Source organism: Streptomyces tagetis, from assembly GCF_018069565.1.
GTDB classification, from domain to species: Bacteria; Actinomycetota; Actinomycetes; order Streptomycetales; family Streptomycetaceae; genus Streptomyces; species Streptomyces tagetis.
The window spans coordinates 191,177-212,548 of record NZ_JAGPNL010000005.1; the positions used below are offsets into that span (position 1 = coordinate 191,177).

Consider the following 21,372-nt stretch of genomic DNA (forward strand, 5'->3'; position numbering starts at 1 on the left):
AGGGTGGAGGCGGGGGTGGGGGTGGCGTGCGGGGTGGGGGTGGGGTGGGCGTCCAGCTCTGTCGTGCCGGCCGCCGTCGTCCCTTCGGTCATGTGGTCCCCCGTCCGTTCGGTCATGTGGTCGCCTCCAGGCGTACGTCGCCGTCGGCCGGGTGGGCCGGGGCGGGCGCGGCGCCGCCGTCGGTGCCCGCCGTGTCCAGGCCCAGGAGCAGGCGGACCACGGGAAGGACGGCGTCCGCGCGGTGCGGGTCGGGGTCGGGTGCGAAGCCGGGTGCGGGGGCGCCGGGCGCGCTGCCGGTGCCGCGCCGGGGGCCGCGGCCGGCCAGTTCGCCCAGGGTGCGGCGCACGCCCGGCTCGTACGCCGAGAAGGTGCGCCGCAGCAACGGCAGCACGTCCGTGAACGCCTGCGCCGGTACGCCGGTCAGCCAGTCGTCGACCAGTGCGAGCAGCCGCTCGTCGTGGACGAGGAGCAGCCCGCCGTCCGCGCCCCCGCCGACGAAGCCCTCGACCCAGGCCGCCGCGTCCGCCGGGGGCGTCCCGGGGGAGAGCGCGAGGCCCATGAGCCGCGCGGCCTCGTCCGGTGCCAGCTCCCCTCCGTCCAGCAACAACCGCACCACCCGCCCCCGTATCCCCCCGCCCACCACCTCCCGCCCGGCCAGCCCCCGCAGCACCATCGACCACCGGGCCCGCAGGGTGAGGTGACCGTCGCCGGGGGCGGGCGCACCACCTGGCCCAGGGAGCCCACTCGTCACTGGGGTACCACCTGGCGCGAGGACGCCACCCGGCGCGGGGGTCCCGCCCGGCGCGGGGGTCCCGCCCGGCGCGAGGGTCCCGCCCTGCGTGCCCGCGCCACCCGGCGCCGGGGTCCTGTCGTCGGGGGGTGGGTCCGTGAGGAGGGAGATCGCCGCGTGGACCGCGTCGATGTGGTCGCGCATGCGGTCGGCCGCTTCGGCGTTCAGGCCCGCGCAGGCCGGGGGGAGGCCGACGAAGACCCGCTCGGCGAGCCCCGCCGCCACCTCGGTGAGCCCGGCGGTGCCGGTGCCGCGCACGTCGCCGTAGCGCAGGGAACGGACCAGCGCGGGCAGGGCCTGCGCGAGGTGGCCGACGTCCGTGTCGAGCGCCGCGCGGTCGGCGAGCACCCGCATCACCCCCGGCAGCGCGTCGTCCAGACCCGCGAGCAGGCACACCTCGGCGAGCGCGGTGACCTCCGCGAGGGCGGGCGCGGCGACGGCGTCCGCCTCGGCCTTGGCCGTCGCGGCGGCCCGCACGGTGGTGCCCCAGACCCCCGCCTCGGCGACCCGCACCGACAGCTCGGGCTCCCACCGCAGCCGCCAGCCCTCCCGGAAGGTGCCCGTGGCCCCCCGGGCCTCGGCCGGCTCACCCCAGCCGACCCCGAGCAGCCGCAGCCGGTGCAGCAGCCGGCTCCGCCCGGCGTCGGTCTCCTTGCGCAGGTCGAGGTCCAGCTCCCGGTCCCGCGCCTCCGGGGCCAGCCGCAACCGGCGCTGGAGCCGGGCCAGGTCCCGCTGCAACGGCACCGCCGGCGCCCCCTCCGGCACCCGCCCCAGCACGTCGCCGACCACGAGCCGGTCCCGTATGAGGGCCAGCGGTATGTCGGAGCCCTCGCACATCACCGCCCGTACGGCGTCCGTCGTCTCGCCCAGTCCGGGCAGCGGCCTGCCGCGCAGCGCGGCGAGGGCCCCGGCGAGCCGCACGGCCTCGATGACGTGCCCCGGCGAGACCGGCCGGTCCTCCTCGCGCAACAGTCCGGCCACCCGGGTCAGCCAGCGCTCCACGGGCCGGTCGGGCGCGGTGAACAGGTGCCCGTACCAGCCCGGCGAGTCGATGCCCGCCCCGTAACCACTGGCCCGGGAGAGCCGGCGGTGGGTCCACGGCACCCAGGTCACCTCGACCTTGGTCCGGGGCAGCCCCTTCAGCAGGGCCCGGTCGGCGGCGACGGTGACCTTGCGGCGCAGCGCGGGGACGTGCCAGGCGCCGCACACCACGGCGACGTCCTCGCCGAACTCGCGCCGCGCGGCCCGTATCCGGAGCCGCATGTACGCCTCCCGCACCAGGTCCCCGTCCCCCGGCTCCGGCCCCCCGGCCTCACCGCCGCTCCCCTCTGCCTCCGCCGCCTCCGCTGTCCCCTCTTCCTCCGCTGCCTCCGCTGTCCTCTCTATCTCCGTCCCTTCTGTCTCCGTCCCCTCTATCTCCTCTCCGCCCTCTCCGCTCTCTCCGCCCTCCTCGACCTCCTCGCCCTCCTCGCTCGCTGGTTCCTCTCTCCCCCGTCTCCGCTCTCTCCCCGTCGTCCCCTCCCTCTCGCGCAGGGCCGTCATCGCCTCCTCCAGCGCCGTGAAGGGCGCCAGGGCGTCCCCTTCCTCCACGGCGCCCCGGTGTTCGACGGCGTCCTCCCACCAGCGCTCGGGGTCGTCGTACCCGGCGGCCTCCGCGAGCACGGTGAGCGGATCGGTCCGGGTGGGCGGGGAGTCCGGGCCGGTCCGGGCCAGGGTGTGCGCGGCCGGGAGGTCGATGAACCGGGCCGGCACCCCGTGTTCCAGCGCCCAGCGCAGCGCGACCCACTCCGGGGAGAACGCGGCCAGCGGCCAGAACGCCGAGCGCCCCGGCGCGTCCACGGCGTGGGCGAGGAGGGCGACGGGCGGACGCGTCTGCGGATCGGCGGCGAGCGGGGTGACCGCGTCGGCCTCGGGCGGCCCCTCGATCAGCACCGCGTCCGGCCGGGCGGCCTCCAGCGCCGCCCGTACCGCCCGTGCCGACCCCGGCCCGTGATGCCGTACCCCCAGGAGCACGAGCCCCTCCCCCATTCCGTCACCCCCTCCGCGCCGCGCCACGGCCCCGGACTCCCTCCCGGCGCCGGGTCCATGACGAGTCGTCGTCCCCCGCCGTACCGCCGCCGCTCCCACCGCTCCCTGCGTACTCCGCCATCCGTGCCCCCGTCCCCGTCATCCCGTCACCTCACGGCAGGCGCGGTAGAAGTCGTGCCAGTCGTCGCGCTCGCGGACCACCGTCTCCAGGTACTCCTGCCAGACGACGCGGTCGGCGGCCGGATCGCGGACGACCGCGCCGAGCAGGCCCGCGGCGATGTCCCCGGCCCGCAGGACCCCGTCGCCGAAGTGGGCGGCCAGCGCCAGGCCGCCGGTCACCACGGAGATCGCCTCGGCCGTGGACAGCGTGCCGCTCGGCGATTTCAGCCGCGTCCGCCCGTCCGAGGTCACGCCGTCGCGCAGCTCGCGGAAGACGGTGACGACCCGGCGTATCTCGGCGAGCCCGTCGGTCCCGGCCGGCAGGTCGAGCGCGCGGCCGATCTGGTCGACCCGGCGGGCGACGATGGCGACCTCGGCCTCGGCGCTCTCCGGCAGCGGCAGCACCACCGTGTTGAAGCGGCGGCGCAGGGCGCTGGAGAGGTCGTTGACCCCGCGGTCGCGGTCGTTGGCCGTCGCTATCAGAGTGAAGCCGCGGACCGCCTGCACCTCCTCGCCCAGCTCCGGTATGGGCAGCGTCTTCTCCGACAGGACGGTGATCAGGGCGTCCTGCACGTCCGCCGGGATGCGGGTCAGCTCCTCCACCCGCGCGGTCCGCCCCTCGGCCATGGCCCGCATGACCGGGCTCGGCACGAGCGCGTCCCGGCTGGGGCCGTGCGCGAGCAGCCGCGCGTAGTCCCAGCCGTAGCGGATGGCCTCCTCCGGGGTGCCGGCGGTGCCCTGCACGAGCAGCGTCGAGTCACCGCTGACCGCGGCGGCCAGATGCTCGGAGACCCAGGTCTTCGCCGTGCCCGGCACGCCGAGCAGGAGCAGGGCGCGGTCGGTGGCGAGCGTGGCGACGGCGACCTCGACGATGCGGCGCGGGCCCACGTACTTCGGGCTGATCACGGTGCCGTCGGCCAGGGTGCCGCCGAGCAGGTACGTCGCCACCGCCCAGGGCGACAGCTTCCAGCGCGGCGGGCGCGGCCTCTCGTCCCGCGCGGCCAGTGCGGCGAGTTCGCCGGCGAAGGCGTCCTCGGCGTGTGGTCGCAGCACCTCGGCGCCGGGTGCGGCGCCCTCGTGGATCGGGTCGGCGGGCATCGGTTGCACAGACACGGACATGGCCAGTCCCCCTCCAGCTCGGCCGGTTCGGTCGTGTGGCATCTACCGTGCACCACCCCACTGACAATCGCTCTGACCTGCGGAAACTCCCGCTCGGGGCGGATTGTCAGTGGGTGGCTCTACCTTCGGAGACATGACTGTGCCGGGGGTGCGCTGGACAGCCGACCAGGTGCTGGCACTGGCGCCTGACCCCGCGTCACGCGCGGCGGGGAGCAGGCTCGGTGTGGCCGGTCCGTGGTCGGGGACGGGGTGGAGCGAGGAGGGGGTGGTGTGGGGACGGTGCGAGGGGTCGGGCAGCGCGGAGTACCGGACGGCGGTGGAGCCGGCGGAGGCCGACGGACCGGCGTACCTGTGCGAGTGCCCGAGCCCGAGGGTCCCGTGCAAGCACGCTCTCGGCCTGCTGCTCTTGTGGGCCGGCGCGGGGGGCGCGGTGCCGAGGGGGGAGGTGCCGGAATGGGCGGCGCGGTGGCGGGCGGCCCGGCGGGAGCGCGCGCGGGGGAAGCGGACGGGGGGAGCCGCCGGTTCCGCGCCCCGGGGGGCCGATCCGGCGGCGGCCCGGCGGCGGGCGGAGCGCCGGGCCGGGCGGATCGACCAGGGTGCCGCGGAGCTGGAGCGGCGGCTGACCGACCTGCTGCGCGGCGGGCTCGCGGGCGCCCGCCGGGCCGGATACGGGATGTGGGAGGAGACGGCGGCCCGCATGGTCGACGCCCAGGCCCCCGGACTGGCGGCGCGGGTGCGGGAGTTGGGGGCGATACCGGGCTCGGGCCCGGAGTGGCCGGGGAAGCTGCTGGAGGAGTGCGCGCTGCTGCACCTGCTCGGGCGGGGCTGGCTCGGACGCGAGCGGCTGCCTCCGGAACTGGCGGCGGTGGTCCGCACCCGCGTCGGGCTGACCGCGCCGCCAGGCGGACCGCCGCTCAGGGACCGCTGGCTGGTCCTCGCCCGGTACGACACGGCCGACCCCCGGCTGACGACCCGTCGCACCTGGCTGTACGGCACGGCGTCGCACCGCACCGCGCTGCTCCTCTCCTACGGCGCCGCCGGACGCGCCCCGGAGCCGGACCTGCCGGTGGGTCTGGCGCTGGACGCGGAGGTGTCGGCGTACGACGGTGCGGGCGGGCAGCGCGTCGCGCTGGGCGAGCGGTTCGCGCCGCCGGTCCCGGACCCGGCACGCCCGCCGGGAGTGACGGTGACCCGGGCCGCCGCCCGGTACGGCGAGGCCGTGCGCGCCGATCCGTGGCTGGAGTCGGTCGCGGTGACGCTGAAGGCGGTCGTTCCACAGCCGGCCGGTGAAACGTGGCAGGTGGCGGACGCCGCCGAGGACACGGCGCTGCCGCTGACCGCGCGGGCCCGTGACCGGCCGGGGCTGTGGCGGCTGGCGGCGGTGTCGGGCGGGCGGCCGGTCCGGGTCTTCGGCGAGTGCGGGCACCGGGGCTTCACTCCGCTCGCGGTCTGGCCGGACGGACCGGGCCCGGTGGTGCCCCTGTGCTGACGTGCGTCCCACCCGTCCTCCCCTTCTCTTGCGCAGTCGTGCTGTGAAAGCTCTTGCGCAGTCGCGTTGTGAAAGGAGCGTCATGAGCGAGGCCACCGCCGTGGAAGCGGGCGGGCCGGGAAGCTGGGACGACCTCGTCGCCGCGGCCCTGCTCGGCACCGACCGGCGTCCGCCACCGGGTCACACGGCAGATCACACGGCAGGTCACCCGGCGGGTCACGCGGCCGGCCGGGCGGCGGCCCGCGACGCGCCGACGGCGCTGCTGGACGCGGCGGCCGTGGCGACCGTCCGCCGCCGCGCCGGACTGGCCCCGGCCCGTGCGGCCGACCGCCCGAGCCCGGCCCCGGAGGACCCCCGGCCACCGCTGCCGGAGGCCGCCGCCCGCCGGTTGACGACGCTGCTCGCCGACCGGGCCGGCCTGGCCGCCGGCGGGCGCCGGGGCGCCGCGCCCGACCTGATGGAACTGCTGCCCCAGTGGCTGGCCACGGCCAACGCCCGTGGGTACACCGCGCTGTCCGCGGCCCTGCCCGCCCTGCTGGACGCGGCCCGTGCCCGTACCGACCTGCGCACGGCGGTGCTGGCCTTCGCCGGGCCGCGCGCCCTGTGGCTGGCCCGGTGGAACCCGGACTGGCGCTTCGCCCTGCGCACGGCGGGCGGGGCCGGTCCGGCGCTCACCGGCCCCTCGCTCACCGGCCCCGAGGCGGCGGCGCGGCTGTGGCGGGAGGGGCTGTTCGCGGAGCGCGTGGCACTGCTGGGCTCGCTGCGCGCCGCCGACCCGGCCGCAGCCCGGGACCTGCTCGTCTCGACCTGGGCGACGGAGCGGGCCGAGGACCGGCTGATGTTCCTCGACTCGCTGCGGACGGGGCTGGGACCGGCCGACGAGCCCTTCCTCGAAGAGGCGCTGTCCGACCGCAGCCGTACGGTGCGGGCGACTGCGGCGGAGCTGCTGTCGACGCTGCCGGGGTCGGCGCTCGCCGCGCGGATGGGCCGGCGGGCCCTGTCCTGCGTCTCACTGGACCTCGCCCGCGACCCGGCGACGATCACCGTGGAGGCGCCGTACGCGTGCGACGCCGGGATGGAGCGCGACGGCGTCGCGGCCAGGGCTCCCGCCGGTCGCGGCGAACGGTCCTGGTGGCTCGGCCAGGTGGTGGAGGCGGCGCCGCTCGCGCTCTGGTCCGCGCGGCTCGGGGGCCGCACCCCGGCGGAGATCGTCGCCCTGCCGGTGACGGACGGCTGGCGGGACGACCTGCACGCGGCCTGGTGCCGGGCGGCGATACGCCGGCGGGACGCCGAGTGGGCGGCGGCACTGCTGGGGGCGCCGACCGCGCCCGGGGTGGGCGGTCCGGGCGGTCCGGGCGTGGTGTCGCCGGCCGAGCGGTCCCGGCTGCTCGGCACGATGGGAGCGGAGGAGCGGGCCGCCTGGGTCGCCGGGTTCATCGCGGGGCACGGGCTGTCCGAGGCGTTCCAACTGCTCGTCGTCTGCGGGGTGCCGTGGGCCCCGGTGCTGGGGCGGTCGGTGATCGACGCGCTGGACATCGCCCGGGACGCCGGGAGCTATCCGTGGAGTTTCAGCGGCGTGATGGGCCTGGCCGAACGGTGCCTCGACCCCGCGGAGGCGGTCCGGCTCGACGCCCTGCTGGCGCCGCCCGACGAACGGGAGGACGCGTCGCCGGGGGCGGCGGGGTACTGGGCGGAGGCGTTCCGGCGGCTGGTCACGACCCTGCGCCTACGGGCCGCGATGGCCGCGGAACTGGGCGCCACCACCCCGGACCCGCCCCCGACGGCGGCCTGACGCCGGGCGCGGTACGGCGGTACGGAGGGCATGCGGGTACGGGGGGGCGGGTACGGAGGGGGTGCGGGTACGGAGGGGGGTGCGATACGGGGGCGGTACGACGAGGCGCGGGCAGCCATCGGGACCGTACGGCCGGGGCGGGCAGGGTCAGCACATGCGGGGGCCCCTCATCCCCGTGCGCTGGGCTCACCTGGGGTGCCCCGGCGCGTCGGCCGTCGGTCGCCGACGAGGCGGGTGGCTTCGCGCCGGAGCCACCGACAGGGGCCGGCTCAGTTCTGGCAGTCACAGCCTGACGTCGCCTTCGCCTCGCCGGCGGCGGCGTTGCCATCCGCGTTGCCGGTCGTGGTGCCGACCGTGGTCGCGGGCTTGGTGGCGTGGACGATGGCGGAGTGCATGCCGTCGGCGACCGCGTGGGTGGGGGTGATCCGGATGTCGGTGAATCCGGCGGTCTCCAGGCCCTGGCGGTATTCGGCGAAGGAGAGGGCACCGGCGATGCAGCCGACGTAGTCGCCCCGTTCGGCCCGCTGCCCGGTGGTGAGCGTGTCGTCGGCGACGACGTCGGAGACACCGATCCGGCCGCCGGGCCTGAGGACGCGGAAGGTCTCGGCGAAGACCGCGGGCTTGTCGGTGGACAGGTTGATCACGCAGTTGGAGATGACGACGTCGATCGTCGTGGCGGGCAGCGGGATGGCTTCGACGGCGCCCTTGAGGAACTCGACGTTCGTGGCGCCGGCCTTCTCGGCGTTGGCCAGGGCCAGGGCGAGCATCTCCTCGGTCATGTCCAGGCCGTATGCCTTGCCGGTGGGGCCGACGCGGCGGGCGGACAGCAGGACGTCGATGCCGCCGCCGGAGCCGAGGTCCAGGACCCACTCGCCCTCACGCAGGTCGGCGACGACGGCCGGGTTGCCGCAGCCCAGGGAGGCGGCGACGGCCTCGGCGGGCAGCTCGTCGCGGTCGGCGGCGGCGTAGAGGGTGGAGCCGAAGTTCTCGTCGACCTCGATGGCCCGCGGTCCGCAGCAGGCGGTGCCGCCTTGGGTGACCTGGAGGGCGGCTGCGGCATAGCGGCGGCGGACGGTCTCGCGCAGGTCGGTGTTCTGCTCGCTCGTCACGGTGACTCCTCGTGGGGGTCCGGGCACGACCCGGGCCGGGCTGCATTGACCTTCTTCAATGCAACCTTGCGCCTTGGTTCGAGAAACGTCAATATAGAAGCATGTCGAAACAAGAGCTGGTGGTGCTCGGCCGGGACGGTGCCGAGGGGTGCTGCCCGACGCTGCTGAGCGCACCCATGGACGAGGGCCAGGCCGTCGAGCTGGCCAAGGTGTTCAAGGCCCTGGGCGACCCGGCGCGGATCAGGCTGCTGTCGATGATCGCCTCGCGGGCGGGCGGGGAAATCTGCGTCTGCGACCTGACCCCGGCCTTCGACCTGTCGCAGCCGACGATCTCCCATCACCTCAAGCTGCTGAAGCAGGCCGGTCTGATCACCTCCGAGCGCCGGGGAACGTGGGTGTATTACCGGCTGGTGCCGGAAACGACGGACCGGCTCGCCGCGATCCTGACGCGCCCCGACAGCCCGGAGGCCCAGCCCCCTCAGTCCCTTCAGCCCCCTCAGCCCCTCGACGAGCCCACCGGGGCCGCTTCGTGAGCGAGACGGCCACCGCCGCGACCGGCTCGGTGGCCGGACGGCTGTCGCTGGTGGACCGGTTCCTCACCGTGTGGCTCCTCGCGGCGATGGCCGTCGGCCTCGGGCTCGGCCGCCTGGTCCCGGGGCTGGGGGACGCGCTCGCGAAGATCACCGTCACCGGGGTCTCGTTGCCGATCGCGCTGGGGCTGCTGGTGATGATGTATCCGGTCCTGGCGAAGGTCCGCTACGACCGCCTGGACACCGTCACCCGCGACAAGCGCCTGCTGATCCCGTCCCTGGTCATCAACTGGGTGCTCGGCCCGGCCGTCATGTTCGCCCTCGCCTGGATCTTCCTGCCGGACCTGCCGGAGTACCGGACCGGACTGATCATCGTCGGGCTGGCCCGCTGCATCGCCATGGTCATCATCTGGAACGACCTGGCCCGCGGCGACCGCGAGGCCGCCGCGGTCCTCGTCGCCCTGAACTCCGTGTTCCAGGTGGTCGCGTTCTCCGTGCTGGGCTGGTTCTACCTGTCCGTCCTGCCCGGCCTGCTCGGCCTCGGCCAGACCGCCTTGGACATCTCGGTGTGGGAGATCGCCCGCAGCGTGCTGGTCTTCCTCGGCATCCCGCTCGCCGCCGGGTTCCTGACCCGCCGCATCGGCGAGAGGGCCAAGGGACGCTCCTGGTACGAGACGAAGCTGATCCCCCGCATCGGCCCCTTCGCCCTGTACGGGCTGCTGTTCACGATCGTCGTACTGTTCGCCCTCCAGGGCGATGCGATCACCTCCCGGCCGCTGGACGTCGTACGGATCGCGCTGCCGCTGCTGGTGTACTTCGCCGTGATGTGGGCCGGTTCCATGGCCCTGGGCAAGGCCGTCGGCCTGGACTATCCCAGGGCGACGACGCTGGCGTTCACCGCCGCGGGCAACAACTTCGAGCTGGCCATCGCCGTGGCCATCGCGACCTTCGGCGCGACCTCCGGGCAGGCCCTCGCGGGGGTCGTCGGCCCGCTCATCGAGGTGCCCGTGCTGATCGGCCTGGTCTCCGTCGCCCTCGCCGCCCGCCGCTTCTTCCCCGACACCCCTGACACCCCCGGCACCGCTGACATCTCTGACACCCCCGGCACCCCCGGCACCCCTGACCTCGCGGCCCGTCCGGCCGCCGCCCCGGAAGGCCCCGCCCGTGCCTGACCCCGTCCCGAAGCCCTCGGTACTGTTCGTGTGCGTCCACAACGCCGGACGCTCGCAGATGGCCGCCGCCTTCCTCACCCACCTCGGGCGGGGCCGCGTCACCGTCCGTTCGGCCGGCTCCGCCCCGGCCGGCGCCGTGAACCCGGCCGTCGTCGAGGCGATGGCCGAGGCGGGCGTCGACATCTCCGCCGAGATCCCCAAGGTGCTGACCACCGAGGCGGTGCGGACGTCCGATGTGGTGATCACCATGGGCTGCGGCGACGCCTGCCCGGTCTTCCCCGGCAAGAAGTACCTCGACTGGGCACTCGACGACCCGGCCGGACAGGGCATCGAAGCCGTCCGGCCGATCCGCGACGAGATCGAGGCCCGTGTCCGCGGCCTGCTCGCCGCACTCGCGCCCGAGGACGCCTGACCCCAGGACACGGGGCCGCCGACGAGAGTGCGCAGGCGGCCAAGGAGGGAAGCGGCCCGGCGAGATCAGGTCCGCTGGGCCGGTTCCCGGACCGCCGCCCGGACCCAGTCCACGATGGAGGCCGTGGTCGCGCCAGGAGTGAAGATCGCCGCGACGCCCTTCTCCTTCAGCGGGGCGATGTCCGCCTCCGGGATGATCCCGCCGCCGAAGACGAGGATGTCCGCCGCGTCGCGCTCCCGCAGCAGGTCGATCACGGCGGCGAAGAGCGTGTTGTGGGCGCCGGAGAGGATGGAGAGCCCGATCGCGTCGGCGTCCTCCTGGATCGCGGTGTCCACGATCTGCTCGGGAGTCTGGTGGAGCCCGGTGTAGATGACCTCCATACCGGCGTCGCGCAGCGCCCGCGCGATCACCTTGGCCCCGCGGTCGTGACCGTCGAGCCCCGGCTTGGCCACCACCACGCGGATCGGACCGGCTGCCACACCCATCACTGCCTCCATGAAGCGATTACATCCATCCGTACCGACAAGTACCGCACATCCCGCCCGCGCCCGTGCACCGGGAACGCCACCCCTGCACCGGGAACGCCACCCGGGGCCGACACGCCGGCCCCCGACGCGCGAACCTCCGCAGGACCCGGTACCACCCGGTACCACCCGTCCGGGGGAAGTGAACGAACGTTATCCCCAGCATCCCGCAACCGGCGGTTTCGCGGTCCATACAGAGGGGGAAATCACACGGTGGGACAAGGTGACCACGCCCCGCTCACACCGGGCACGACGGGACCCGCCCACGCCCCCCACGGCACCCCACCGGCGGCAGCCCGCCCGGCCACCTCACACACCTCACCGACCACTGGTGTCACGGCTCTCCACACGGGCACACGGTGGACTGAGGCGTCCCTGCGCACGCCGACAGGAGGTCGTCCATGAAGGTCACGACGGCGGCACTGCCCCTCCTGCCGCTCTACCGGCGTCTTCCTGAGCCCTTTCCGGCTCTGCTCACCGACCTCACGGCACTGCCGGGACGGCTGACGGGCATCTCCCTGACCCTCCTGAAGGCCACCGCACTGGAGGTCGCGGTACTCGCCGGGCACGTCCTCCTCTATCCCTCGGGCATCGTCCAGGAGCGCCGGCTCGCCCCGCCCGTCCCGACGGCGAACCCGCCGGACGCCCTCCTGACCCCGCCCGCGCCCCGGCTGCCGGTGTCACAGGGACCGCCGGTCGTCCTGCTGCACGGCTTCTTCGACAACCGCTCCGTCTTCCTGCTGCTGCGCCGCGCCCTGGCCCAGCAGGGCCGGCACCGGGTCGAGTCGGTGAACTTCTCGCCGCTGACCAGCGACGTCCGGGTCGCCGCCGCGCTGCTCGACCGGCACATCGAGGAGATCTGCCGGCGGACCGGCAGCGAGCGGGTCGACATCGTCGGCCACAGCCTCGGCGGACTGATCGCCCGCTACTACGCGCAGCGCCTCGGCGGCGACCGGCGCGTACGGGTCCTCGTCACCCTCGGCACCCCGCACGCGGGGACCCGGGTCGTCCCGCTGGCCGACGCCCACCCGATCGTGCGGCAGATGCGCCCCGGCTCGGACCTCCTGGAGGAGCTGGCCCAGCCGGCGCCGGGCTGCCGTACCCGGTTCGTCAGCTTCTGGAGCGACCTGGACCACGTGATCGACCCGATGGAGGCGGCCTGCGTCGACCACCCGGACCTGACGGCGGAGAACGTACGGGTCAGCGGCATCGGCCACCTCGCCCTGCCGGTCCACCCGGCGGTCGCCACCCGGATACGCCAGGTCCTCGACACGGCCGGACCGCTCACGGGCCCGGCGGCCGGCGGCACGGCGGGCGGCCTGACCGTCGCCTGACCCTCGCCTGAGCCGAGCGCGCGCCGAGGACCGGGAACCGAGGACCGCACCGGACGCCGCGCCGAAGACCACCCCGAGCGCCACACCGGAAACCACCCCGGAAACCACCCCGGAGACCACCCGGAGACCACCGCGAAGTCCGCGCCGAGACCTCCCCGGAGCCGAACACCACCCGGCGAAAGTCGAACACGCCTCGAACACAATGCCAAAGTCGCGCCCGCCGTCCCCCAAAACACGGCCGATTGCCCGTTTCCTTCGGACGCGAAACCTGCAGAAGATTGTCCCGCCGCCATACCGCCGGGTACAGTCGCCGCACTGCTCTGGCAGCCCTGTTGTCGAGGCGAAAGAGAAGTTGGTGAACGACCGTCACCCGTCGGGGACCATGACCACCCCGGCCCCGGCTTCCGACGCCGATCCGGCGCAGTACGCGTCCTACGGCACCGGGGAAGCCCAGTACGGCGACCTCACCATGTACGGCGATTACGACGCCACCGGTTACGCGACCGGGGCCCCCACCACGGGGACGTACGCCGCGGACCCCCTCTTCGGCAGCATGCCCGGCGCCGATACCGGCGGTTACGACACGTCGGGGAGTTACGACGCCACCCAGTGGACGTCCGGAGGCGGGCAGTCCTACGACCCGTACGCCGCCCAGCAACAGGCGGTCTACGACAGCGGTTCCTACGACGCGACCGCCTGGAACACCGGTTACCAGCAGCCCGCGCAGCAGGAGAACGCCGACGCGAGCGGCCAGTGGGACACGGGCGCCTGGCAGCAGCCCGAGCAGTCGGGCGAGCCGGCCGACCGGACGCAGCAGTGGGACTGGAACGCCCAGACCTTCGACACGGGCACCTTCGACGCCGGCACCCTCGACGCCGGCACCCTCGACACGGGCACCTTCGAGACGCTCCAGCCGACGACGCAGACCTTCGACGGACAGCACCTCGACACCCAGTCCTTCGAGGCGCGGTCCGCCTTCGACACCGGAGCCTTCGATTCCGGCGCGTTCGGCACCGGAGCCTTCGACAACGGGGCCTACGACTCCGGCGCCTACGACGCCACGCAGTGGAACACGGCCGGCCCGGCGGAACCCGCCGACGCCCCCGCGCCCACCGCCACCTCCCCGGACCCCGCGCCCCCCGCCGAGGACGGCGACCACCCGCACGACGGAGACCTCGCCGCCACCGGCGAACTGCCCGTCGTGGACGTCCTCCTGGAGGACCAGGAGGACATCACCCCGAGCGTCCCCGCCGCCCGCCCCGGCGCCCCGCGCTCCCGCCGCCGCCAGCCCGCCCGGCGTTCGGCGCTGCTGACCATCGCCGTGCCCTCGGCGTGCGTGATGAGCGTGGCCGGGATCGCCGCGGCCTCCGTCGGCGGCCTGTCCGGCGAGGACAAGGACACCTCGGCGCAGGCGGCCGACACCAAAGCGGCCCCGGTGGCCCCGTCCACCGCCAACAACAAGCTCAACACCCAGCTCGCCAACGTCGCGGCGGGCGCCACGGACTTCGCCGACCGGGCCAGCCGCACCCAGGAGCGCATCGACCTCAAGGCCGAGCAGGCCGCCGAGAAGAAGCGGGCGGCGGAGGAGGCGGCGCGCAAGGAACGGCTGCGCCCCAAGTTCGCGCTCCCCGTCGCGCAGCACGGCCTCAGCGCCTTCTACGGCCAGGCCGGCATCAACTGGATGTCCCAGCACACCGGCATCGACTTCCCCGTCACCTACGGCACGACGGTGATGGCGGCGACCGACGGCACGGTCCGCACCCAGTACAACAGCGCGTACGGGAACATGGCGATCGTCACCGCGAAGGACGGTACGGAGACGTGGTACTGCCACCTCTCCAGCTATCAGGTCCCCTCGGGCACCGTCGTCAAGGCCGGTGAGCCGATCGCCTTCTCGGGCAGCTCCGGCAACTCGACCGGCCCCCACCTGCACTTCGAGGTGCGGCCCGGCGGCGGCTCGGCGATCGACCCGCTGACCTGGCTGCGCAGCCACGGACTCAACCCGTCCTGATCCGGCCCCCGTTCACCGCGCGGTGTGCCCGCGCCCCCAGGGGGCGGCCCCGCCGTGGACCGGCCCACCGGTCCGGGCCCCGCTCCACCGCGGGACCCGGCCCTCTCGTCCGCCCCCGCTCAGGCGGCGCGCGGACTCACAGCTTCTCCACCGGCGCGTACCGCAGCAGCAGCCGCTTCGGCTTGGTGTCGCCGAAGTCGACCGTCGCCTCCGCGTTCGCCCCCGTGCCCTTGACCCCGACCACCGTGCCCAGCCCGAACTGGTCGTGCGTGACGCGGTCGCCGACCGTCAGCGAGACCGTCGGCTTCTCGGCCGTGCGCCGGGTGGCGAACCCGGACGCGCCCGACGCCGAGGAACGGGAACGCGAGGACGACAGCGAGGCCGCCACCGCCGAGACCGGCCCGGCGGCCTGCCCGGCGCCACCGGTCCGCTTCCACTCCAGGTGCGGGGCCGGGATCTCCTCCAGGAACCGCGAGGGCGGGTTGTACGAGGGCTGGCCCCAGGCGCTGCGCAGCGTCGACCGGGTGAGGTACAGCCGCTCGCGGGCGCGGGTGATGCCCACGTAGGCGAGGCGGCGCTCCTCCTCCAGTTCCTTGGTCTGGCCGAGGGCGCGCATGTGCGGGAAGACGCCGTCCTCCATGCCGGTGAGGAAGACGACCGGGAACTCCAGGCCCTTGGCCGTGTGCAGGGTCATGAGGGTGACGACGCCGTCGCCCTCCTCGTCGTCCGGGATCTGGTCGGAGTCGGCGACCAAGGCGACCTGTTCGAGGAAGTCGGCCAGTGAGCCGCCGTCCTCGCTCTCCGCCCGCTCCTGCTCGAACTCCAGGGCGACGGCGGCGAGTTCCTGGAGGTTCTCGATGCGGGTCTCGTCCTGCGGGTCGCTGGATGCCTGCAACTCGGCGAGGTACCCGGTGCGTTCGAGTATGGCCTCCAGCACCGTCGCCGGTCCGGCACCGGACTCGACGATGGTGCGCAGGTCCTCCATGAGGGTGTTGAACCGCTTGACGGCGTTGGCCGACCGGGCGGCCATGCCGTACGCCTCGTCGACCCGGCGCAGCGCCTGCGGGAAGCTGATCCGCTCCCGCTGGGCGAGCGCGTCGATCATGGCCTCGGCGCGGTCGCCGATACCGCGCTTGGGGACGTTGAGGATGCGGCGCAGCGGCACCGAGTCCTCGGGGTTGGCGAGCACGCGCAGGTAGGCCAGGACGTCCCGGACCTCCTTGCGCTCGTAGAAGCGGACGCCGCCGACGACCTTGTAGGGCAGGCCGACGCGGATGAAGACCTCTTCGAAGACGCGGGACTGGGCGTTGGTGCGGTAGAAGACGGCGACGTCGCCGGCCTTCGCCTCGCCCGCGTCGGTGAGCCGGTCGATCTCGTCGGCGACGAACTGGGCCTCGTCGTGCTCGGTGTCGGCGACGTACCCGGTGATCTGCGAGCCGGCGCCCTGGTTGGTCCACAGGTTCTTGGGGCGGCGGGACTCGTTGCGCTCGATGACCGCGTTGGCGGCGCTGAGGATGGTCTGCGTGGAGCGGTAGTTCTGCTCCAGCAGGATGGTCTTCGCGTCCGGGTAGTCCTCCTCGAACTGGAGGATGTTGCGGATGTTGGCGCCGCGGAAGGCGTAGATCGACTGGTCGGCGTCGCCCACCACGCACAGCTCGGCCGGCGGGACCTCGGCCTCCGGCGGCACCTCGACCGGGTGCTCCGAGGCGCTGCCGACCAGCTCGCGGACGAGGGCGTACTGGGCGTGGTTGGTGTCCTGGTACTCGTCGACGAGGACGTGCCGGAAGCGGCGGCGGTAGTGCTCGGCGACGTCCGGGAAGGCGCGCAGCAGGTGCACGGTCGTCATGATCAGGTCGTCGAAGTCGAGGGCGTTCGCCTCGCGCAGCCGCGACTGGTACAGCGCGTACGCCTGCGCGAGCGTCTTCTCGAAACCGTCGGCCGCCTGCGCGGCGAAGTCCTCCTCGTCGATCAGCTCGTTCTTGAGGTTGCTGACCTTGGCGCTGAAGGACTTGGGCGGGAAGCGCTTGGGGTCCAGGTCGAGGTCGCGGCAGACCAGGGCCATCAGCCGCTTGGAGTCGGCCGCGTCGTAGATCGAGAAGGACGAGGTGAAGCCGAGCCGCTTGGACTCCCGGCGCAGGATGCGTACGCAGGCGCTGTGGAAGGTCATCACCCACATCGCGTGGGCGCGCGGGCCGACGAGCTGCTCGACGCGCTCCTTCATCTCGCCCGCGGCCTTGTTGGTGAAGGTGATGGCGAGGATCTGGCCGGGGTGGACGCCGCGCGCGGAGAGCAGGTGGGCGACGCGGTGGGTGAGCACCCGGGTCTTGCCGGAGCCGGCGCCGGCCACGATGAGCAGGGGGGAGCCGGAGTGGACGACGGCGGCGCGCTGGTTCTCGTTGAGCCCGTCGAGGAGCGCGGCGGGGTCGAGGACCGGGCGGGGCGCCCCGTCCCGGTAGTGCGTGTCACGGTCCGGCGGCGCGTCGAACTGCCCGCCGAACAGATCGTGCGGCACCGGCTCCGGCGCGTGCTCGTCCTCGGGCGGCGGCGGGGGCTCCTCCTCGTGACCGCGGGGGGTCTGGAGGCTCGCCAGGAAGTGTTCGTCAAAGAGGCTGCTCATCGCTCTACGAGTCTAGGGCGCCCCACCGACAAGCGGTCCCCGCCCCGGGAATCGGCCGGGACCCGGCCGCGCGCACACCCCGCGACCAGGCAGAACACGAAGAGTGACGGACGCGGGAAGGTCACGAAAACGTATCGGGCATATCACCCGGCAACCTTCACAGGGACCACACGCGTTGGCTACGGTGCGGGCAGGCCGTACGACCCCCTCCGGCGAACGTCGCCGGTCCGCGCGGCCTCCGCCGAGTCCGGCGTGCCCGCGCGGCGCCCGGAGCCGGAGACCCGGCCGAGACCGGACGACCGGCCGCCCGCCCCCGGGCACCGGGCCGTGGACGGCCCTCCCGCACGGACCGCGGCCCCTCCCCCGGAGCCCGGACGGCCCCGGGAGCGGCCCCCCGCGTCCCGGGCAGGCGGACACGGGAAGGAGTCGTCCCCCTTGGCGTCGCACCGCAAGTCGCGTGCCCCCGGCCCGCGCACCGCGGGTCTGCGGACCCCGGCCATCGCCACCGCCGCCCTCACCTCGGTCGCCCTGCTCTCCCAGACGGCCGACGCCTCCCCGTCACCGGACGGCAAACCGAGCCTCGAAGAGGTCGAGCGGAAGGTCGGCGACCTCTACCGCCAGGCCGGTTCGGCGACGGAGAAGTACAACGCGGCCCAGGAGAAGACGACCAAGCAGCGCAAGAAGGTCGACGCCCTCCTGGACGACGTGGCACAGAGCACCCAGAAGCTCAACGACGCGCGCGAGGAGCTGGGCGCCTACGCCTCCGCCCAGTACCGCACCGGCGCCGCCGCCCCCGACGTCGCCACCTTCCTGCTGGCGGACTCCCCGGAGCAGTACCTCGACCGCGCCCAGTTGATGGACCGGCTCACCAGCCGCCAGCAGGGCGCGGTCGACGACTTCGTCACCCGGCAGGCGGAGACGATGGACAAGCGCCGGGAGGCCGCGGAGCACCTCCAGACGCTCACCGACTCCCAGCGGGACCTGAAGACGGCCAAGGCCACCGTGCAGAAGAAGCTGGCCACCGCCCGCGAACTGCTCTCCACGCTCACCGCCGAGGAGAAGGCCCGGCTCGCCGAGATCGAGAGGCGGAAGCAGGAGGAGGCCGCCCGCGAGGCCGCCGAGCTGGCCCGGCGGCAGGCCGCCGAACCGGCCCCCACGCCCACCCCGGCACCCGCCCCGACGGCCTCCCCGACGGCCCCGCCCGCGCCGGACACCGGCAGCACCGGTCAGACCCCGGCCCCGGACTCCTCGTACGACGCCAAGGCCGCCAAGGCCCTCGCCTTCGCCCGCACCCAGATCGGCAAGCCCTACGTCTGGGGCGCCACCGGCCCCGGCTCCTACGACTGCTCCGGGCTGACACAGGCCGCCTGGAGGGCCGCCGGCGTCTCGCTCCCGCGCACCACCTACGACCAGGTCGGCGCCGGCACCACGGTCCCCCTCTCCCAGGCCCGCCCCGGCGACCTCGTCTTCTTCTACGACGACCTCGGCCACGTCGGCCTCTACATCGGCAACGGCATGATGATCCACGCCCCGAAGCCGGGCACGTACGTCCGCGAGGAGTCGGTCTTCTACGACGGTGAGTCGTCGATCCACAGCGTGGTGCGCCCGGCCTGAGCGGTGTAGCGCCGCGTGAGATCCGCCGGGTTCCCGGCGTTCTGTCGCCGCCCTGTCGTCTGCGCCGGATCGCCGGGAATCGCTTCCGTCCTTTCGCGCCGAGGCTGTCGGAGTCTGCGGTCGCACTCCGCCACAGGTACCACGTCGTCGAGGGCTTGACCTTGACGCTGGGTCAACCCTCCATCCTTCCGGCAGGAGCTTCTCGCAGTCGGTCGAAAGGCTCCCCGGAGGAGGCAGATGACCATGGTGACCCAATCGATCGCCGGCCCGGCGATCCGCGTGCGGGGTCTGAAGAAGTCGTACGGGAAGCTCGACGTGCTGTGCGGCGTGGACTTCGACGTGGAGCGGGGCACCATCTTCGCCCTGCTCGGCTCCAACGGGGCCGGCAAGACCACGACCGTGAGGATTCTCGCCACGCTCCTGAAGGCCGACGCGGGAACGGCAGGCGTCCATGGCTTCGACGTCGCCGCGCATCCGGCGAACGTGCGGGCGTCCATCAGCCTCACCGGCCAGTTCGCGGCCGTCGACGAGATCCTCAGCGGTCGGGAGAACCTCGTGCTCGTCGCCAGGCTGCGCCACCTCGAGAATCCGGGCGCGATCGCGGACGACCTGCTGAGGAGTTTCTCCCTGACCGACGCCGGCGCGCGGAAGGTGTCCACGTATTCGGGCGGGATGCGCCGACGGCTGGACATCGCGATGAGCCTCATCGGCAATCCACCGGTGATCTTCCTGGACGAGCCGACGACCGGCCTCGACCCCGAGGGGCGCATCGAGGTGTGGCACGCGGTCAAAAAGCTCGCCGGCCACGGAACGACGGTGCTGCTCACCACGCAGTACCTGAACGAGGCCGAGCAGTTGGCCGACCGGATCGCGATACTCCACCAGGGCCGGATCATCGTGAACGGCACCCTCGCCGAGCTCAAGCGGCTCTTCCCGCCCGCCACGGTCGAGTACGTCGAGAAGCAGCCGACCCTGGAGGAGATCTTCCTCGCGATCACCGGCAGCGACAACAAGACCGACGCCACCGGCACGAACGCCTAGGGGACAAGGATGACCGCGTACTTTTTCGCTGACACCGCCGTTCTCACGGGGCGGACCCTGCGCCATGTCACCCGCAGCGTGGACACCATCATCACGACCGTCATCACGCCGGTCGCCATGATGCTGATGTTCGTCTACGTGTTCGGGGGCGCGATCGACACCGGGTCGGTTTCCTACGTGACCTACATGCTGCCCGGCATCCTGCTCATCACCGTCGCGTCGGGCATCTCCTACACCGCGTACCGGCTGTTCACCGACATGCAGAGCGGGATCTTCGAGCGGTTCCATTCCATGCCGATCGCACGGTCGGGTGTGCTCTGGGCGCATGTCGTCACGTCTCTGGTCGCCAACCTGCTCTCGCTCGTGATCGTCGTGGGCGTCGCTCTGCTCATGGGCTTCCGCTCCGGGGCGGGAGTGCCGGCCTGGCTCGCGGTCGCCGGCATCCTGTTCCTGTTCACCCTCGCGCTGACCTGGATCGCCGTGATCCCGGGGCTCTCCGCGGCGTCGGTCGAGGGCGCGGGCGCGTTCGCCTACCCGCTCATCTTCCTGCCGTTCATCAGCTCGGCGTTCGTGCCCACGGAGACCATGCCCGCGCCGGTGCGCTGGTTCGCCGAGCATCAGCCGGTGACGTCCGTCGTCGACACGATCCGCGCTCTGTTCACAGAGCAGCCCCTCGGCGACGGCATCTGGATCGCCCTCGCCTGGTGCGTCGGCATCCTCGTCGTGGCGTACGTCTTCGCGATGGCCTCCTATCGCCGGAAGACCGGCTGAGGCAGTCTGAGAGCCATGCTCACCATCAGCCGGCTTGCGGCGTACGCCGGGGTGACGGTGCGGGCGGTACGCCACTACCACCGGATCGGCCTGATGCCGGAGCCGGAGCGCGACCGGTCCGGGTACCGGGCCTACGACGCCGGCGCGGTCGTGCGACTGATCCGGGTCCACGTCCTGGCGGATGCCGGTGTGCCCCTGGCCCGGGTGCAGGAACTCCTCGACGCCGGCCCGGAGGAGTTCGCCGACAGCGTCCGGGAGATCGACAAGGACCTGCGCGCCGAGATCCGGCGCCTCCAGGGCACCCGCGAACGGCTCGGCCGGCTCGCCGCCGGAGAGCACCTGGCGCTCCCGCAGAGCGTCGTGGGCTACCTCGACCGGCTGCGCGGACTCGGCGTCGAGGAGCGGTACATCGAGATGGAGCGGGATGCCTGGATCATGATTGCCGCCCGGACGCCGCATCTGATCGACGACGTGATCGCCAAGAAGCACGAGGAACTGGACGACCCCGACATGGTGAGGCTCTACGGCCTTCTCAGCGGGGCACTCGACTGGTCGGCCGACGATCCGCGGGTGGTCGAGGTCGCCGACATCGTGGAGCGTCTGATGACGCGCGCCGTGGAGGCCGGCGAGACGGGTGCCGACGGCTTCGACGACCAGTTCGTCGACCTGCTGGACTCGACCATGGTCGAGTCCTCACCGGGCGCCGAGCGGCTGGTGGCGATCCTGGAGGAGCGGGGCTGGAGGGGGTGGACCCGCGTCGAGCGAGTGCCTGCCGACAGGCTCGCCACCGAGCCGCCGCCCTCGTGAAGGCAGGTCAGGGGCCTGGCAAGACGTCACCCCCGGCGGTCTGACCACCGCCC

At 73.7% G+C, this 21,372-nt stretch carries 16 protein-coding genes; 11 read left to right on the plus strand and 5 right to left on the minus strand.

Annotated elements, in window-relative coordinates; all coding sequences use genetic code 11:
• Positions 1-112: 112 nt before the first annotated feature.
• Positions 113-2,818: a DUF5682 family protein gene (locus J5Y05_RS19165; protein ID WP_210874160.1), complete on the minus strand. Its 2,706-nt coding sequence runs from the start codon at positions 2,816-2,818 to the stop codon at positions 113-115.
• Between the two features lie 138 nt (positions 2,819-2,956).
• Positions 2,957-4,096 carry an ATP-binding protein gene (locus tag J5Y05_RS19170; RefSeq protein ID WP_210874163.1) on the minus strand — a complete coding sequence of 380 codons (1,140 nt, stop codon included), beginning with the start codon at positions 4,094-4,096 and terminating at the stop codon, positions 2,957-2,959.
• Positions 4,097-4,229: 133 nt separating this feature from the next.
• Between J5Y05_RS19170 and J5Y05_RS19175 the strand changes: the two genes are divergently transcribed.
• The gene (locus J5Y05_RS19175) at positions 4,230-5,585 is read left to right on the plus strand and encodes an SWIM zinc finger family protein (protein ID WP_210874165.1); all 1,356 of its coding nucleotides are present in this window, start codon (positions 4,230-4,232) and stop codon (positions 5,583-5,585) included.
• A gap of 82 nt (positions 5,586-5,667) precedes the next feature.
• The gene (locus tag J5Y05_RS19180; protein WP_210874166.1) at positions 5,668-7,377 is read left to right on the plus strand and encodes a DUF5691 domain-containing protein; all 1,710 of its coding nucleotides are present in this window, start codon (positions 5,668-5,670) and stop codon (positions 7,375-7,377) included.
• A 269-nt stretch (positions 7,378-7,646) separates the two neighbouring features.
• Here the strand turns inward: J5Y05_RS19180 and arsM are convergent, their stop codons facing one another.
• Positions 7,647-8,486, minus strand: coding sequence for an arsenite methyltransferase (gene arsM / locus J5Y05_RS19185; protein WP_210874169.1), 840 nt, complete (start codon positions 8,484-8,486; stop codon positions 7,647-7,649).
• A gap of 101 nt (positions 8,487-8,587) precedes the next feature.
• Between arsM and J5Y05_RS19190 the strand changes: the two genes are divergently transcribed.
• Genes J5Y05_RS19190 through J5Y05_RS19200 form a run of 3 tightly spaced genes read left to right on the plus strand, consistent with a single transcriptional unit; the run spans position 8,588 to position 10,600 of the window.
• Positions 8,588-9,019: an ArsR/SmtB family transcription factor gene (locus J5Y05_RS19190; RefSeq protein ID WP_210874171.1), complete on the plus strand. Its 432-nt coding sequence runs from the start codon at positions 8,588-8,590 to the stop codon at positions 9,017-9,019.
• Complete coding sequence (gene arsB / locus J5Y05_RS19195; protein ID WP_210874173.1) at positions 9,016-10,188, plus strand: ACR3 family arsenite efflux transporter; 1,173 nt, start codon at positions 9,016-9,018, stop codon at positions 10,186-10,188. Before J5Y05_RS19190 ends, arsB begins: the two co-directional genes overlap by 4 nt.
• Positions 10,181-10,600 (plus strand): arsenate reductase ArsC, encoded by a 420-nt coding sequence (locus J5Y05_RS19200; RefSeq protein WP_210874175.1) that lies wholly within the window; start codon positions 10,181-10,183, stop codon positions 10,598-10,600. The genes arsB and J5Y05_RS19200 overlap by 8 nt, the downstream gene beginning before the upstream one ends.
• A gap of 65 nt (positions 10,601-10,665) precedes the next feature.
• On the opposite strand, the gene icmB is transcribed toward J5Y05_RS19200, so the two are convergent.
• Positions 10,666-11,085: a coenzyme B12-dependent isobutyryl CoA mutase small subunit gene (icmB, locus tag J5Y05_RS19205; RefSeq protein WP_210874177.1), complete on the minus strand. Its 420-nt coding sequence runs from the start codon at positions 11,083-11,085 to the stop codon at positions 10,666-10,668.
• A 440-nt stretch (positions 11,086-11,525) separates the two neighbouring features.
• On the opposite strand from icmB, the gene J5Y05_RS19210 reads away from it, so the two are divergent.
• Both J5Y05_RS19210 and J5Y05_RS19215 read left to right on the plus strand, forming a co-directional pair.
• Positions 11,526-12,458: a lipase family alpha/beta hydrolase gene (locus tag J5Y05_RS19210; protein WP_210874179.1), complete on the plus strand. Its 933-nt coding sequence runs from the start codon at positions 11,526-11,528 to the stop codon at positions 12,456-12,458.
• Positions 12,459-12,813: 355 nt separating this feature from the next.
• Complete coding sequence (locus J5Y05_RS19215) at positions 12,814-14,469, plus strand: M23 family metallopeptidase (RefSeq protein WP_210874180.1); 1,656 nt, start codon at positions 12,814-12,816, stop codon at positions 14,467-14,469.
• A 136-nt stretch (positions 14,470-14,605) separates the two neighbouring features.
• Here the strand turns inward: J5Y05_RS19215 and pcrA are convergent, their stop codons facing one another.
• Positions 14,606-17,086, minus strand: coding sequence for a DNA helicase PcrA (gene pcrA, locus J5Y05_RS19220; RefSeq protein WP_210874182.1), 2,481 nt, complete (start codon positions 17,084-17,086; stop codon positions 14,606-14,608).
• Between the two features lie 435 nt (positions 17,087-17,521).
• Here pcrA and J5Y05_RS19225 point away from each other — a divergent pair, with 435 nt between their 5' ends.
• From J5Y05_RS19225 to J5Y05_RS19240, 4 genes are all read left to right on the plus strand, one after another.
• Positions 17,522-18,700: a C40 family peptidase gene (locus tag J5Y05_RS19225; protein WP_210874184.1), complete on the plus strand. Its 1,179-nt coding sequence runs from the start codon at positions 17,522-17,524 to the stop codon at positions 18,698-18,700.
• A 243-nt stretch (positions 18,701-18,943) separates the two neighbouring features.
• The gene (locus tag J5Y05_RS19230; RefSeq protein WP_210874186.1) at positions 18,944-19,741 is read left to right on the plus strand and encodes an ABC transporter ATP-binding protein; all 798 of its coding nucleotides are present in this window, start codon (positions 18,944-18,946) and stop codon (positions 19,739-19,741) included.
• Between the two features lie 9 nt (positions 19,742-19,750).
• Complete coding sequence (locus J5Y05_RS19235; RefSeq protein ID WP_210874188.1) at positions 19,751-20,512, plus strand: ABC transporter permease; 762 nt, start codon at positions 19,751-19,753, stop codon at positions 20,510-20,512.
• A gap of 15 nt (positions 20,513-20,527) precedes the next feature.
• A complete protein-coding gene (locus tag J5Y05_RS19240; RefSeq protein ID WP_210874190.1) occupies positions 20,528-21,319 on the plus strand; it encodes a MerR family transcriptional regulator in 792 nt (263 codons plus the stop codon).
• Positions 21,320-21,372: the final 53 nt, after the last annotated feature.